The following is a 16103-nucleotide window of genomic DNA, read 5'->3' on the forward strand; positions in this document are numbered from 1 at the left end:
TAAATTTACTCGGTCAACTCCAATCTAATTACAACTTCTTCCGTAATGTCTTCAAACTCACTGTAACCGACCAAAGCGGTCAGCTCCTTTTCTAATTTGCTCGCTTGATGTACACCAAATTGGGTTAAGTCACTTAAATCTTGTTGCAGCAACGATGTCATCGGATCGAAAATTGGGGCTGTAGATAAGCGAATCACGTAGAAGTCCCCCATCATTCGCGCTTTCTTTATAAATTGAATCCGTTCTTTTACGCTATTGAACTCTTGATGAAGCTTAGACTCAATGCCTGTAATTTTATTGCCGACTTTGGCTGCGCTAATGTAGATATCCTGATGCCTTGCTTGAGCTCCCTCTACACGCTTTATCGGCTCTGCGATTAATGTGCTTGTTCGACCTTTAAAGATAGGTTCAAGTGACAACAATTGATCGTGCCCAAGGCGGGCAAAAAGCTCAATGTGCTTAGGTAGCGGCAAATTCACCCCAATAACGGGGGTTTTGATTGAAGACGACGCAGTTTTACTGATAAAAATGGGTGTGCTCAGAGTTCGAGAGAGCAACATGCTGTGCAGTCTTTCAAGTAACGCATTACTCGGTAGCATTTCTTTTTGCGGGATCAACTTATCTTGATTGTGCTCGATAATGCTGTTGAAAAAGGCGATCACTTTAATGGTGTGGCTGCTTTCATCAATAACTAGCTGTACGCTACAGCCATCTGGGCTAACACGAATTACCCGGTATGGCACCGACGTTAAAGGCAGCTTTTTGTCGTAGAGCTGTAACTCTCGGAAGTTGATCTGAACCTCTTGCCCAGAGCGCAACATAGTAGGTTCGTCCAGTTTAATGCCGAGCCCTCGCTTTGAAATATCGACGGTGCTGCCGATCGCTGTGACGGGCCCAGAACGTAGTTCTATTGGGGTCTTAAATCGGTAACGTGGCTCTTTACGACGAGACTTGGCATCAAAATAAATGCCTTTCGGGTTGCCTATAATTCTTCTCGGATGGCGAAATGCATTTAACGTATTCGCGGGTAAGCGCGGCTTTTCAGTGAGCAGATAATCCTGCCCTGATTTTTCATCAGCAATTTCTTGCAAGATGCCAATATGAGTCAATGATTGGGACGTTTCAGCCAACTCCGGAGAGAAAGCGGCTAAGTCTTCCTGTTCTTGCTCTGACAGTTCAAATATCGAAATTCTAAACGCGCGCCAACTTTCACGTTTAGCACCTAAATGCCAAAATAGCTGGCGTTGTTCACGAGTGGCCTCAGGACGAAGCATCGAATAGAAATAGGTTCGGTTTTCGTGCTCGTGAGTAAATGAATAAAGGACGTTTGTGGTGCCTTTAACGCCAGGTTTAATGAGTGACGCGACTCGCTTCTCATTAAATAAGGATCCAAACATTTGCTGGTTCCTTTCATCATGCCAGTACTGCCAAAGCTTTTGATTGTTTGGCGTCAACATAGCGAGTTTCAGCTCACTGCCATCAAAGAATAGAGGTAAGCTGCTGGTGTGCTTAAGCGCGATGTGCTCATAACCACGAGTTCGAGCTCGAATGATCTTATCTTGATTATCGTGACGAGCTCTTTTCGCTGCGCTGTTGAGCGCTTCATCGATCACTCGAGTAACGACATTGGTTTCAGTTAAACGTATGGTTCTGAGGTATCGAACTGAGTCATTCTCGTAACAGTCATCAACCGCAAGTATGCGGTACGCCAGCGGTTTCTCTATTCCGGCAACCTGAGATTTGCTGGCAAATTCAGTAAACGTGACCTGAATAATCTCCCCAAGGTTATATTTAAACGCACTTGGGACTTTGAACTTTGCGCCAGAGCAGGATAAGTCAATGCTTAACCCATGCAGAAGTTGCCCTTTAGATCGGCAAATCTCGACTTGAGATTGGACTTTCAAGCGCTTTTCTTGGCGCTTTAAGTCATAGCCGAGGTGAACAGGCTCCGCTAAGAAAGGGCTTTTAGGATCCGTTAACGATTGCGTTTTTTGTTGAGTAAGACGTTTGCTCATTACGCGAAAGTTATTCCGTGTGTTGACCAAAGCTTCCCACATTCCCTCAGTGTAGCCGCCAAACTTTTTGATGTTTTTATGGTAAGCGTTGAAAGCAACGTCATCTAACCAATGTGAAATACCATCCAAAATATACTCGCGACATTCACCTTGGACGCGACCGCGCAAATCGATGCTTTTTTTGCACGGAGCCATCAAGCGGTTAAGTTCCATTTTCACTAAGATTTTGGCCGAAGGCGGCTCTTCCTCGGTCAATTGGCCAAGGACAAAGTCAAAGTCATCCGAACCGTAAACGGGAATGAGTCGTTCTGCGATCGAGAGAATTTCAGATTGCTGCATTATTTCTGTTAGAGTATGTCGTTACTTTAAATTGTATCGGCTAAGCGAAGTAAAACTTAAGTATATCAATAGTTCATTTCAGTTAAGGTCTGACTTGGCTGTGCTTAGTCACATTTGTAGAAAAAATCGAGGCATCATGGCGAAAGCAAAACGAGCGTATGTTTGTAATGATTGTGGCGCGGATTTTCCCCGTTGGCAGGGGCAGTGTAACGCATGTGGTTCGTGGAATACGATAACAGAAGTCCGTATCGCTGCATCGCCAACGGTTGCTCGTAATGAACGTTTATCCGGCTACGCGGGCTCCGCAACAGAAGCTACAGTTCAAACGTTATCTGAAATTGATCTGCAGGAAGTGCCACGCTTCACCAGCGGGTTTAAAGAACTTGACCGCGTATTAGGTGGGGGCGTTGTACCCGGCGCCGCTATTTTGATTGGTGGTAACCCTGGCGCGGGTAAATCCACCTTGCTGCTGCAAACCATGTGTAGTTTGTCTGCGCAAATGCCAACGCTCTATGTAACAGGTGAAGAATCGTTGCAGCAGGTGGCGATGCGTGCTTCTCGACTAGGGTTGCCGAAAGATCATTTAAAAATGCTATCGGAAACGAACGTCGACAAAATTTGCCAAATCGCCGAAAAAGAGCAACCTCGCATTATGGTGATTGACTCGATTCAGGTAATGCACGTTTCAGATGTTCAATCGTCACCGGGCAGTGTTGCTCAAGTACGTGAATCTGCGACAGCTCTGACACGATACGCAAAACAGAATAACGTCGCGGTATTTATTGTTGGTCACGTAACAAAAGATGGTACCCTTGCGGGCCCTAAAGTTCTTGAGCACATTATAGACTGTTCAGTGCTGCTTGATGGTGGTACTGATAGCCGCTTTCGCACATTGCGTAGTCATAAAAACCGCTTTGGCGCTGTGAATGAGCTCGGTGTTTTTGCAATGACAGGCCAAGGGTTGAAAGAAGTGAGTAACCCATCCGCGATTTTCCTTTCTCGTGGTGAAGAAGAAACATCAGGTTCTTCTGTTATGGTGGTTTGGGAAGGTACGCGTCCTCTATTAGTAGAGATTCAAGCGTTGGTGGATTACTCCCAATTGGCAAACCCTCGCCGTGTTGCGGTCGGTTTGGAGCAGAACCGTTTATCACTTTTGCTCGCTGTGTTGCATAAGCATGGTGGCTTACAAATGGCAGACCAAGATGTCTTTGTTAATGTGGTTGGCGGTGTTAAGGTGACGGAGACGAGTGCCGATCTTGCGTTAGTTATGGCGCTTTTATCGAGTTTTCGTGACCGTCCACTACCCAAAGATGTGGTTATTTTTGGTGAGGTCGGGCTTGCAGGCGAAATCCGTCCTGTGCCAAGTGGGCAAGAACGTTTGAATGAAGCGTTCAAACATGGTTTCAAGAAAGCCATTGTGCCTGCAGCCAACATGCCGAAAGGCGGCATTCCTGGCATGCAAATTCACGGCGTTAAGAAATTGTCGGAAGCCATAGAGGCTTTTGACGAGCTGTAATGCTCATAAGAATGGTATTTGTGTAATCACAAACTGTTCTATCCGTCCTCAATAAAATGCGAATAAAGTACATAAATTGCTGTGTTTGACTATGCTTTGGGGACGGAAATTTCACGTTAAAATTTTTTTTCTTCCATCCGCACGCAAGGGTATCAGTATTGACAGAATGTGATATACTCTGCGCGCACTTTATACCTTATTAACAGAGTAAGACAATGACTGATTTATCAAAATACAGAAACATTGGTATTTTTGCTCACGTAGACGCGGGTAAAACTACCTCTACAGAGCGTATCCTAAAGCTAACTGGTAAGATCCATAAGATCGGTGATACACACGACGGTTCAACTACAACTGACTTCATGGAGCAGGAAGCTGAACGTGGTATCACAATCCAGTCTGCAGCAACAACTTGTTTCTGGAACGATCACCGTCTAAACATCATCGATACTCCTGGACACGTTGACTTCACTATCGAAGTTTACCGTTCTCTAAAAGTACTTGACGGTGGTATCGGTGTATTCTGTGGTTCTGGTGGTGTTGAGCCTCAGTCAGAAACTAACTGGCGTTACGCTGACGAATCACACGTATCACGTCTGATCTTCGTTAACAAACTAGACCGTATGGGCGCAGATTTCTACAAAGTTGTAGATCAAGTACAAAACGTACTAGGTGCTACACCTCTAGTTATGACTCTACCTATCGGTATCGAAGAAGATTTCGTAGGTGTTGTAGACGTACTAAGTCAACAAGCTTACGTATGGGACGATTCTGGCCAGCCAGAGAACTACGAAGTTCAAGATATTCCAGCAGACATGGTAGAAAAAGCTGCTGAATACCGTGAAATGCTAATCGAAACTGCTCTAGAGCAAGACGAAGATCTAATGATGGCTTACCTAGAAGAAGGCGAAGAGCCATCTCTAGAAGACATCAAACGTTGTATCCGTAAAGGTACTCGTGATCTAGCATTCTTCCCAACTTACTGTGGTTCAGCGTACAAGAACAAAGGTATCCAACTTATTCTTGACGCGGTAATTGATTACCTACCATCTCCAACAGAAGTTGATCCACAGCCTCTAACTGATTCAGAGACTGGTGAGCCAACTGGTGAAGTTGCGACTGTATCTGCAGACGAGCCACTACGTGCGCTTGCATTTAAGATCATGGACGACCGTTTTGGTGCTCTAACCTTTATCCGCATCTACTCTGGTAAGATGAAGAAAGGTGACACAGTACTTAACTCTGCAACTGGTAAAACAGAGCGTATCGGCCGTATGGTTGAGATGCACGCAGACGAGCGTAACGAGATCGATTCAGCACAAGCTGGTGACATCATCGCTGTAGTTGGTATGAAGAACGTTCAAACTGGTCACACTCTATGTGATCCTAAGCACGAATGTACTCTTGAGCCAATGATCTTCCCAGATCCAGTAATCTCTATCGCAGTTAAGCCTAAAGATAAAGGCGGCAGCGAGAAGATGGGTATCGCGATCGGTAAAATGGTTGCAGAAGATCCATCATTCCAAGTTGAGACTGATGAAGATTCAGGCGAAACTATCCTGAAAGGTATGGGTGAACTTCACCTAGACATCAAGGTAGATATCCTTAAGCGTACTTACGGCGTTGAGCTAGAAGTAGGTGCTCCACAGGTTGCTTACCGTGAAACTATCACTCAAGCAATCGAAGATAGCTACACGCACAAGAAACAGTCTGGTGGTTCTGGTCAGTTCGGTAAGATCGATTACCGTATCAAACCAGGTGAGCCAAACTCTGGCTTCACGTTCAAATCAACAGTTGTTGGTGGTAACGTACCTAAAGAATTCTGGCCTGCAGTTGAGAAAGGCTTTGAGTCAATGATGGAGCACGGTGTTCTAGCTGGCTTCCCAACTCTAGACGTTGAAGTTGAACTATTCGACGGTGGTTTCCACGCAGTTGACTCTTCAGCTATCGCTTACGAAATCGCTGCTAAAGGCGCATTCCGTCAGTCTATGCCTAAAGCTGGCGCGCAACTTCTTGAACCAATCATGAAAGTTGACGTGTTCACTCCAGAAGATCACGTTGGTGACGTAATCGGTGACCTTAACCGTCGTCGTGGTATGATCAAAGACCAACAAGCTGCGTCTACTGGCGTACGTATCAAGGGTGATGTACCTCTATCAGAAATGTTTGGTTACATCGGTACTCTACGTACTATGACTTCTGGTCGTGGTCAGTTCTCTATGGAGTTCTCACACTACGCACCATGTCCAGCAAACGTTGCTGAGCAAGTAATTGCTGACGTTAAAGAGCGTAACGCTAAGAAGTAATTCTTAAGTTAACTCTATAACTTGAAAGCCCCGCCTAGTGCGGGGCTTTTTGTATCTAACCGCTTATACACAGCGCGTTTTTGTTTCGCTGATATACGTCTTTGGTGTTGTTTACCGACTATTCTGAAGCTGAGCCAGTATTACTAACATTGAGGTCGATGGTTTTAAAATCTGGTATCACTGACTTTTCAAATGTTTCTATTTCTTCTCTCAACCATTGTGCAAACAATTGGGCTTTAGGTCGCTTTAAGTAGCCTTTTGGAGCGCACAGGTAATACGCAAATTTGGGTTTAATGGCTATATCACCAATTCGGACCAGTTTGCCTGAACGGAAATATTGATGAGCTAAACTGTGTTTGACGAGCGCTACGCCTTGTAGTGATAACGCCGCTTCTAACACTAAGTGTGAGCCACTGTATTTTAAAGCAGGCTTTGCCGCTGAATGACCAAGTCTCGCTAACCACATGTTCCAGTCCAGATCTGGCCAAACGTCTTCGATGAGCTCTGCTTTGCTTAAATCTTCAATGCGATAGATGCCGTGCTCTTTCTGATATACCGGGTGACAGGCAGGATAAAAAGCTTCATCCATTAGCCATTGTGATTCTAAATTAGGGTATTTTCCTAAACCGTAACGGACACACAAATCGATCTGACTATCTTGAAAAGACACCAAATCATTGGTTGGTTCTAATAGTAAGGCGATATCAGGGTGACGCTGACGAAAAGCCGTAATTTTCGGGACTAACCAATGGTGAGCGAAAGAGGGGAGTGTTGATATCGAAAGGTGGTTAGGATTAGGATCTTGATTAACCAATCTAACCCCTTGCTGCAAATGAGCAAACCCTCTTTCAGCCTGAGTAAACAGCAGCTCTCCCTCAGGTGTGAGCACGATTTTTCTGTGCTGGCGAACAAATAAGTCCGTTCCTAAAAACTCTTCAAGATGACGAATTTGCTGACTAATGGCAGCTGGCGTAACAAACAATTCTTTTGCCGCTGTTTTAAAGCTTCCTTCCTTTGCTGCAACGAAGAAGTAATACAAGCCCTGTAAAGGAGGCATTCGATCTTTCACATTAGTTTTCCTTAACTCAATGGCAGATTCTATCGTTTGAGGATATCAGCCTAGTCGCTAATTATTAAGTGGTCAACATTGTTATAGGAGTTGGTTACATGGAAAACATGACACACACTTGTGAGCGCACTTTATCAGCTGACCATCAGACCGGATTACAGTTAATTTATTCTAAACTTGCTAGTTGGAGAAGAAACTACAAGACACGTCGTCACTTGAGAGAGTTACCAGAGCATCTTTGGGACGATATTGGATTAGATGAAAAGGAGATTAATAGTGAAGTGAGGAAGCCTTTTTGGAGAGAGTAGTTTATGAGTTTGATTCAAGCTCAGAATTAAACTGCACTCCCCAATGATATTGAGGAGTGCAAACAAGGCTATAAGTCTTCTTCCCACACAACCAATTCACCTTTCGGCCAGTTGTGACCAATTTCATGATACTTTTGCTCAAGCACATGACGTTTAATTTTGAGTGTTGGCGTCAATACGCCATTTTCAATGCTCCAAGGCTCTTTAATCATTAATACGCCTTTGATTTGCTCATGAGAGGCGAGTTCTTGATTCATTTTTGCAATGACTTTGCGGGTGGTTCGTGCGTACCGCTCTCGATCAAAGTTAGGGAAATCATGTGGCACAACCAAAAGAATCGGGGCTGGTAGCCCTAAACCGATGAGGCACATCATCTCTACGCGACTGTATTCGAAAAGTTTTTTCTCGATAGGAACTGGAGAGACAAACTTACCTTTGGCGGTTTTGAAGTTATCTTTTTTACGGCCTTGAATCGTTAGATAACCATCTGAATCGATAGCGCCGATATCACCTGTGTGTAGCCAGCCCTCTGAATCAAAAGACTCTTGGGTGGCAATGTCATTTTTATAGTAGCCAGAAAATAGCCCTTTGCCACGCACCATAATTTCATCATCAGCTGCGATTTTTAACTCGATGCCTGGCCCTGCATTACCGACACTACCGATTTTGTCAGCTCTAAATGGGTAGTTTAATGTGCTGTAAGCAAATGATTCTGTCATCCCCCAAGCCTCTGTGATATCAAGGCCCACTGAGTGGTACCATTCCAATAGTGCTGGTGATACAGGTGCGGAGCCACAGCCTAATACTCGAGCCTGATCTAAACCTAGACCATCTGCTAGCTTTTTCTTTATCAAAGAATTGACGAATGGTATTTTCAACAGAATATTGAGCTTCTTCTGTGGAAGTTTGTCTTGAATACGTTGCTGGAATAGCGTCCATAATCGTGGGACGGAGATAAACAGAGTTGGTCGGTGCATCTTCACATCTTCGATAAAAGTGTCCAGTGACTCTGGAAATGCTGTTGGCACGCCACCCATAATCGATGAACCGAAGATATAAACACGCTCTGTAATATGAGCGAGCGGTAAATAAGAGAACAATCGGTCGTTTTCTTGGATACCAATATGATTGATCAGTTGCTGAACAGACCAACTGAATGCGCCGTAAGTTAGCATCGCGCCTTTCGGTAACCCTGATGTGCCTGAGGTATACACCAACGACATTAGCTTGTCATCGTAATGCTGCGGACGCTCTTCACTTGGCACTGCATCAGCAATGAGCGCTTGGTATTCGTGCTTACACTTTGGTGCCGTGTCATAAGGTAGAGCGATACTAATGAGTTCAGGCATAGCATCAATGACTTGCTGAGTTGCTTTGGGATCATCGAGTTTTCCGCCAATGATCGCTTTACTTTCACTATGAGTCACACAGTATTCGATGGTGTCTGCACCGGCGGTAGGAAAGATTGGCACACTGACATAGTCACCAAGCATCATAGCAAGATCGCAAATAAACCATTCTGCACAGTTTTTAGATACTAACGCGACTTTGTCGCCAGGCTGTACTCCGAGGTTGCTTAGTGCACTGACGAGTTTTAAGGCTTGATCGGCAACATCAGCGAACGTGTATTCAACAAATTTTCGGTTAATAATTTGTTTTAGATAGACCTCATTTGGACGCTCTTGAGCCCATTTGAGGATCATTTCATTTGGTGGTGGGAGAGCGCAACCAGCAGCGCTATTTAGATTCGGCTGATTCATTTTAAGTGACTCCATGTCTTCTCATTGTATTTATAATTGTTAACGCATTGTTAACTTTAGCATGTTAAATCGCGACACGGGAATGCATTTTGATGAAATATGTGGGGAAGATAGCGTTAGTTATGGTTGAAGTCGGAGCGACTCGATCTAAAAAGCAATGTGATTGATGCTACGCAAAAGAGAACTGGCTTTTCAGCTGTTATGTCATATCGACTTCATACTAAGAGCACAGGTAAGCAATTTATTTTATTAATAATATTGCGAAAACATAGAATCTATCCTAATTATTTATTAACTAGTGGCTTAGTGTTGAAGATAAGTATAAATGTCTCCTAATTTCTTCAAAGCGCCAAACTTAAAGGTATGTCGTGGTTTTGAAGTAACTATACTAATCTTACTTTGGAAAGTTAGGAGCTTCACCTCAAGCTATTGCCTGAGATTACTTGGGTACGATCATCAGCAAAAGGAAAGATGTGATGTTACGGAAGACTTTACTGGGTACCTATCTTTGTAGTTTATTCATTACGGGGAATGCATATGGTGCTGAAGGAGATGATATTCCTCAGCGCGCCCAAACGGTTGGTGATGTTATTGAGCGCCCAGGCGTTCTCACACCTAAAGGTAAATGGTCATTTGATTCGTCTTTAAGCTATACACAAAACTCTTCAAACAAAGTATCTGTTGTTGGGTATACAGTCTTACCAACTCTGATTGTTGGGCGAATTGAAGTGAGTGATTCGGATAGGACTACCGTAACCGTTGGATTAACTGCTCGGTACGGTTTAACAAACGCCACAGAGTTAGAAGTTAGAGTGCCATATGTGTATCGTAATGACCAAGTTTCTACGCGCCCCATTCAGGATGGTTCAAACAGTGAAGTAGTAAACACCACGGTGGATGGCGGAGGGCTTGGTGATGTAGAGTTCGCATTGAGGCACCAGTTTAACTTTGAGTCTGCGCCATACTGGGTAGGTGGCCTTAGAGTCAAGTCGGATACAGGACGATCGCCTTATGATGTTTCTATTGAAGATGGAAGCAACTCATTTAGTGATGTCCCTACTGGCTCGGGTTTTTGGAGTTTTGAGCCTAATTTATCTCTTATTCACCCTGTTGATCCAGCGGTCTTGTTCGCTAGTCTAAGTTACATTTATAACTTAGAGGATACTGTTACAGTTGGCGATACAAAAGCTGATGTTGAACTTGGAGACACTATTTCTCTTTCAGGAGGAATGGGGTTTGCGGTGAATCCTGATCTTTCATTCTCTTTAGGACTTAGCCATAAAACTATTTTAAAAAGCAAAGTAAATGGCAGATCGGCAGATGATGCTAAGTTGCTTCAATTAGATGCATTAACTTTTGGCATAAACTATGCGTTTAGTGAACGCTCATCTATCAATGTTAGTGCTCAAGCCGGTCTTACAGAAGATACTCCCGACTTTCAATTAACAGTACGAGTACCTTTTAATTTGTAAAATGGGTATTAGGCCCTTGATTTTTGGGCCTAATCTACCGTTAGCATCTAGTGTTCGCATTATAAATTAATTGGATTATATTGGATAAAGTAGATATATACTCTAAAAATGATGGTGGCCGATTGATATTTCGACCTTTCTTTTAGTCGGTGATTATAGATATCAGTCGTTGCTAATATCAAAGAAGCTTAACGTGATAACTTTTCGGATAAAAATCGGATAAAAATGGAAATGCTCATTGAAGGTGATTCAATAAGGCGTCTTCTAATTGTTGGTTTGCTTTTATTTCCCGTATTACCCCATTTACTTGAGCATCAATGTCTACGAGCGTGCTAAGTCCAATAATACTGTTATCTTTCGTGTTTTGAATAATATTGATAATGCTTGAGTTTATAAAGTCTGAACTTATTATATTAGGATTTTGAGACGAAGGCATTTGAGGGGAATCTATAGAATCATCTCCAATAATATTTCCTTCACCAAATTGTATGATGTTAACAATACCCTGGTTGAAAACATCTCCACTTTGATTTTCACTATTTGCGCTAATGTTTTTTAAATTGCCATTTTCAATTACTAAGTTGGCAATGTTTGTGTTCAATATATCATCGCCATTTATAGTCGTAGTAATGCTTAATCCAATATTAATAATATACTCATCCGTAACTTGGAAACCACCTCGATATTCTTCTAGAGATGAATTTGAAAGAGGAGTAAGTTTTTGTAGACCAACATCTTTAGCATCCACATTAAAATGAGGTATTAACATACAAAGAATTAACAAAAATTTATTGTAGTTCATAATGCTGGCCTTTCAGGTAATTAAATTATTAAAGTTATTTAAAACAATGTTATATTAATTTTCACCGGAAACTGGGAGAGTAATGCTAAATACCCCCAACGAATCTCTAGACACACCTGTTTTTAGTGGTGATCTTTGATATACAGTGAAATTATCATTGGTAATAAAGCTAGACCGTCCCATTTCCGCTTCGTTACGGACCAGTAACACAATTCCTTGGTAATATTTTTCAAACTCATCCAGTTTCATTATCATGGTTCCTCTAGAAGGGTCTCCTAGAATAACTGAGTGATTGTTTATACCTCTGATTACAACAAAATGCATATACCCATCGAAATTAACGAGAGTAATCCCAGGGACGCCGACTTCTTTAATTTTCTCCAGTCCTACTTGAAAGCCGTCAGAACGTAACCCTATGGAATCCAAGTAAAACTTCATATCCAACAAAGAAAAACCTTTCTCTTTGATTTTTTCTTTATCACCTTTTTCAAACATGCTTTTGAAGATATCTTGTTCGGATGACTCTGTTGCATAATGAAAAGTGAGAAGAGAAGCCAGGGCGGCAGAGCCACAGCTGAAGTCATACTGTTGGCGAAAAACATCACCAAACACTATTTCTTTGTAGCTTTTAACAGGAACAGAGTAATGTGCTCGGTAAGGTAGTAGTTCTAATGAAATGGCTGATGCTGAATAAACGAGCATCAGCCAAATTAAGTTATTTAATACTTTCATATTGTTTACTTGAGTGTCAGGTTAACGACGGTAGAGTTCTGGATTAAAACGTTGTTTCCGCTGTTCTGAATTACGTTGGATATACCCGAACTGTCTGCGAACGCTCCACTTGATAGTATATTGTTACCACTCACGGTGTTTGACGCGACATTATCTGACGAAATACCATTGATATCTGATTCTGCATAAACCAAGTCGAGTTCAACATTTTGTCCACCTCTTGATTCATTCATGATATCCAAGCTAACTTCTCCGCCAGATAATGCAATGTCATCAGCGAGTGCAGTGCAGGCAACTATCATACTCAAAGTACAGATTGCCAAACGCATCGCTTTCTCCTACTAGTCGGTTACTCACCCCCAGTAAACACACTTGCATTAGTTGTAACAGATTGTTGTACAAGTGAATTTGAACCAGCATTCTGACCAACGGTAGTAATACCAGCTGCACCACCAAGACCACCAAGGGTGTTCATGTTTTCAACTCGAACTCGAGTATCATCCGCGTTAGTTGCATAAATAACTGATGCACCTGTAACACCACCCATTAGGCTTGAGCTCGCAACAACCATATCTGTATCCATATGGACTTGATTGAAGCTATCAACATTTGTTGAGCTCGAGTCACTTTGATAGTTACTATTGTCGTTAAAGCTGTTCGAGTTTGTTGTGCTTGAATCAGCGTAGCTACGGTTATCACTCTGGTTACGGTTGTCGCTTTGATTACGATTATCGCTGTTATCGTTAAAGCTACTGTTGATACTAGAGTCACTGTTGTCATTGTTGCTACGTCTTACAGTAGTACTAGAGTCGCTGTTGTCGTTGTGGCTTCTATTTGTGTTAGTACTTGAATCACTACTATCACTATTTAGGCTCACATCAAGATCAGCACTGGTACTGTTGTCGTTAGCGTTAGACGTACTATTGTCGTTGTGGCTTTGAGCTGTGTTCATGCTCGAGTTTGAACTGTCGCTGTTGTCATTAAAGCTGTCATCAACGCCAAGAGTTGCACTGTTGTCAGTATCGCTGTTGTCGTTAAAGCTATCACCGATACCCAGTGAAGCACTGTTGTCACTGTTGTCGTTAAAGCTATCGCCCACACCCAATGAAGCACTGTTGTCACTGTTGTCGTTAAAGCTGCCTGATAAACCGATAGCAGTATTAGCGCTGTCAGTCCATTGCATGTTGTCGTCTCCATCATCGATCTCATTCGCGATTAGAGAGCCACTAAATAAAATTGCTGACATTGCTAAAGCAAGCCCTGTTTTGTTTAGAGTCATAACGATTACTCCATTTCCTGTTATTCCTGATTAAAAATGACTGCACTTAACTTCTTGCTGCTTCCTTCAAATGTTGTGGGAAGCGATGAAATTATAAGAAAGGATTAGTGAAACCTGTTCTCATTATTGAGAATAATTCTGGCTGAAAGGGAGTATTTAGGTGCGTCTCTTTAAGGTATTAAAGAAAAAAATAACATAATCAGAATGTTATTTTTTGTATTTACTTTAAGTACTCATCAAGTATGAAATGAAGCCAATATAAAGAAGTAGTTCGTTCTATCGCACTGAGCGGAGCAGTCATCCATTTTTTATAAATGGTATTTTATCCAATTATTATCTTTATTATTTAATATTATAAATCATATCCTTATGCTAACACAGGTTGAAAAGTATGGATAAAAATATAACAGGTTCATACTTTTTAAGCCTTTTTCGGTGCTGAAAAGCAATGCGATATCATTCTGAAGTGCTATATTTTCTACTTAAAATGAAGATAAATTCTCTTTGCTATCCCTAATTAATTTTCTAACGGGGGTTGGTGAAACAGGTAAGTTAATGTGGTGGGACTATGGAAAAGAAGCACTTGATACTGCTAGCCGAGAGTAATTTACAAAGTAACTTAATAAAAAAACAGCTGTCTTCCATTCATGATGTCGATGTAAAGATAATGCAACCAGATGAAGTGGTGTTCAGAAGTCACTCACTCAGTATCGATTTGATGTTTATTGATTACGATTTTATGCGTCAGCTTGAAGTACAAGAAAAGTTACCAGATTTTGATCTATTTGGGTGGTCCTTTATGCTTCACAACGTCCCTTGTGAAAAAGTACAAACGGACTTACTGCACTGGAAGTTGTTAAAAGGAATTTTGCTCCGAAGTGCATCAGTGACACATATATGTGATGGCGCGGAATACGTACTGAAAGGTGGGTTGTGGCTACCAAGAATGTACCTAGAGAAGTTAGTCCTCAATTATCGGCATGCAAATTTGTCCGAAGAACAGCAGCATGATGAGTTAACATGCAGAGAAAAACAGATTCTAGAGCTACTTGTGTACGGCATTTCAAATCAACAAATTGCTTCAAGACTTTTCTTGTCTGAAAGTACAGTGAAAAGCCATATATACAAGTTGTACAAAAAACTCGATGTCCATTCTCGTCATGATGCGGTTAAGTTGGTAAGAATGAACAATGGCTTAACCGAGAGAAGTTAAGTCATAATTTGTGATGCTCTTTTTATCGGGGTCTGTTCCGTTTTCACTATCTAATCTAAGCAAGGGCACTCGTATTTGAGTGCCCGTGGTTTATCTAGATTCAATAGTTGGCGTATCAGCAGGCTACATCATGCCCGTGACAAGGCCTGCTGCCACAAAAAACACGATCATCCATAGTACCGAAAGGTTGAGCTTTTTGTGTAGATAGAAACCCGCAACCACTAACGCCATGTCGATGGGAGCAACAACTGCGCTGCTAAATACTGGCTGGTAAAGTGCCGCGAGTAGCAACCCTACTACCGAGGCATTTACACCGTTGATGGCGCCGGAGACCAGCGGTTTGCCTGCCAGTGCTTGCCAGTTTTTAAGAACGCCAAGCAGTAAAAGAAACCCTGGGAGGAATACGCCAAGCGTTGCGATCAGCGCGCCTAAAATTGGCGTATCCGAAAGCTCATAGCCGATAAAAGTCGCAAAGGTGAACATTGGCCCCGGTACAGCTTGTGCAGCGGCGTAGCCTGTTAAAAATGCATCTTGGCTAAGCTGGTCACCAACAATGTTTTGCAGAAGCGGCAGCACCACATGACCGCCACCAAACACTAGGCTACCAGCTTGGAAAAAATCACTAAACAGCCCAAGCAAAGGCAACGTATGAGCTACTAACGGCAAGCCGAGTAAAAGCACCGCAAATAGAGCCAATGGCACGATAGACGGTTTAAACGGCTCGGCTGATGGCGCGGAGTCTTTCTTCAGATATCGCATGCCGACAAAACCTGCTGCGAGCAACACGAACATTTGAGTCATGATGCTTGGTGCCACCAGCAACGCAATCGCAGTCGCGACGCACAAACCCGCGGTCAGTTTGCTTTGGCAGAAGTTTTTGTACATGCCCCAAGTCGCATCCGCCACGACGACGACAGCGAGCAGTTTTAGACCGTGAACGATGTTTTGGAACACTGCGGTGTCGGTGATTTGGCTGCTCACCATCGCCAGCGCCAACATGATGATCACCGAAGGAAGCGTGAATCCGACAAATGCTGCGCATGCGCCACCTAAACCGCCGCGTTTATAACCTAAAGCAAAGCCGACTTGGCTTGAGCCGGGTCCCGGCAAAAACTGACTGAGCGCGACGATTTGTGCGTACTCGCTGTCATCAAGCCATTTCAGTTTCTCAACAAAGGTTTGGCGAAAATAACCAATATGAGCCGCAGGGCCGCCGAAGCTGAACCAACCCAGCCAGAAAAAAGTTTTGAAGATGGTGAACATGTCGAGCCTGTTTATCTAAAAAGCATTGT

General features: G+C 42.8%; 13 protein-coding genes. 5 read left to right on the forward strand and 8 right to left on the reverse strand.

Annotated features, from left to right (window positions below; genetic code table 11):
* Positions 1-5: 5 nt before the first annotated feature.
* The gene (locus tag D8S93_RS01215) at positions 6-2354 is read right to left on the reverse strand and encodes a PilZ domain-containing protein (RefSeq protein ID WP_152811664.1); all 2349 of its coding nucleotides are present in this window, start codon (positions 2352-2354) and stop codon (positions 6-8) included.
* A 136-nt stretch (positions 2355-2490) separates the two neighbouring features.
* On the opposite strand from D8S93_RS01215, the gene radA reads away from it, so the two are divergent.
* Positions 2491-3870 (forward strand): DNA repair protein RadA, encoded by a 1380-nt coding sequence (gene radA / locus D8S93_RS01220; RefSeq protein ID WP_012841458.1) that lies wholly within the window; start codon positions 2491-2493, stop codon positions 3868-3870.
* A gap of 215 nt (positions 3871-4085) precedes the next feature.
* Entirely contained in the window at positions 4086-6176 is a 2091-nt protein-coding gene (gene fusA / locus D8S93_RS01225) for an elongation factor G (RefSeq protein ID WP_152811666.1), read from the forward strand.
* 118 nt (positions 6177-6294) lie between these two features.
* Here the strand turns inward: fusA and D8S93_RS01230 are convergent, their stop codons facing one another.
* Positions 6295-7245: a LysR substrate-binding domain-containing protein gene (locus tag D8S93_RS01230; protein WP_065645470.1), complete on the reverse strand. Its 951-nt coding sequence runs from the start codon at positions 7243-7245 to the stop codon at positions 6295-6297.
* Positions 7246-7343: 98 nt separating this feature from the next.
* Here D8S93_RS01230 and D8S93_RS01235 point away from each other — a divergent pair, with 98 nt between their 5' ends.
* A complete protein-coding gene (locus D8S93_RS01235; protein WP_047008935.1) occupies positions 7344-7553 on the forward strand; it encodes a DUF1127 domain-containing protein in 210 nt (69 codons plus the stop codon).
* Between the two features lie 68 nt (positions 7554-7621).
* On the opposite strand, the gene D8S93_RS01240 is transcribed toward D8S93_RS01235, so the two are convergent.
* Positions 7622-9313, reverse strand: a complete 1692-nt coding sequence (locus tag D8S93_RS01240; protein WP_193621561.1) for an AMP-binding protein — start codon at positions 9311-9313, stop codon at positions 7622-7624.
* A 476-nt stretch (positions 9314-9789) separates the two neighbouring features.
* Here D8S93_RS01240 and D8S93_RS01245 point away from each other — a divergent pair, with 476 nt between their 5' ends.
* Positions 9790-10785, forward strand: a complete 996-nt coding sequence (locus D8S93_RS01245; protein WP_152811670.1) for a transporter — start codon at positions 9790-9792, stop codon at positions 10783-10785.
* 235 nt (positions 10786-11020) lie between these two features.
* Here D8S93_RS01245 and D8S93_RS01250 read toward each other — a convergent pair whose 3' ends face one another.
* From D8S93_RS01250 to D8S93_RS01265, 4 genes are read right to left on the reverse strand one after another with little or no spacing between them, the layout of a single operon-like run.
* Positions 11021-11587 carry a hypothetical protein gene (locus D8S93_RS01250; RefSeq protein ID WP_152811672.1) on the reverse strand — a complete coding sequence of 189 codons (567 nt, stop codon included), beginning with the start codon at positions 11585-11587 and terminating at the stop codon, positions 11021-11023.
* Positions 11588-11641: 54 nt separating this feature from the next.
* A complete protein-coding gene (locus D8S93_RS01255; RefSeq protein ID WP_005380165.1) occupies positions 11642-12319 on the reverse strand; it encodes a C39 family peptidase in 678 nt (225 codons plus the stop codon).
* Between the two features lie 5 nt (positions 12320-12324).
* Positions 12325-12648 (reverse strand): hypothetical protein, encoded by a 324-nt coding sequence (locus tag D8S93_RS01260; RefSeq protein ID WP_005380167.1) that lies wholly within the window; start codon positions 12646-12648, stop codon positions 12325-12327.
* A gap of 20 nt (positions 12649-12668) precedes the next feature.
* Positions 12669-13598, reverse strand: coding sequence for a dentin sialophosphoprotein (locus D8S93_RS01265; RefSeq protein WP_152811674.1), 930 nt, complete (start codon positions 13596-13598; stop codon positions 12669-12671).
* Between the two features lie 568 nt (positions 13599-14166).
* On the opposite strand from D8S93_RS01265, the gene D8S93_RS01270 reads away from it, so the two are divergent.
* Positions 14167-14811, forward strand: a complete 645-nt coding sequence (locus D8S93_RS01270) for a helix-turn-helix transcriptional regulator (protein ID WP_152811675.1) — start codon at positions 14167-14169, stop codon at positions 14809-14811.
* A gap of 123 nt (positions 14812-14934) precedes the next feature.
* On the opposite strand, the gene chrA is transcribed toward D8S93_RS01270, so the two are convergent.
* Positions 14935-16074 carry a chromate efflux transporter gene (chrA, locus tag D8S93_RS01275; protein WP_152811677.1) on the reverse strand — a complete coding sequence of 380 codons (1140 nt, stop codon included), beginning with the start codon at positions 16072-16074 and terminating at the stop codon, positions 14935-14937.
* Between the last annotated feature and the right edge of the window lie 29 nt (positions 16075-16103).

This window comes from Vibrio sp. VGrn 2 (assembly GCF_009361695.1).
Taxonomy (GTDB): Bacteria; Pseudomonadota; Gammaproteobacteria; order Enterobacterales; family Vibrionaceae; genus Vibrio; species Vibrio diabolicus.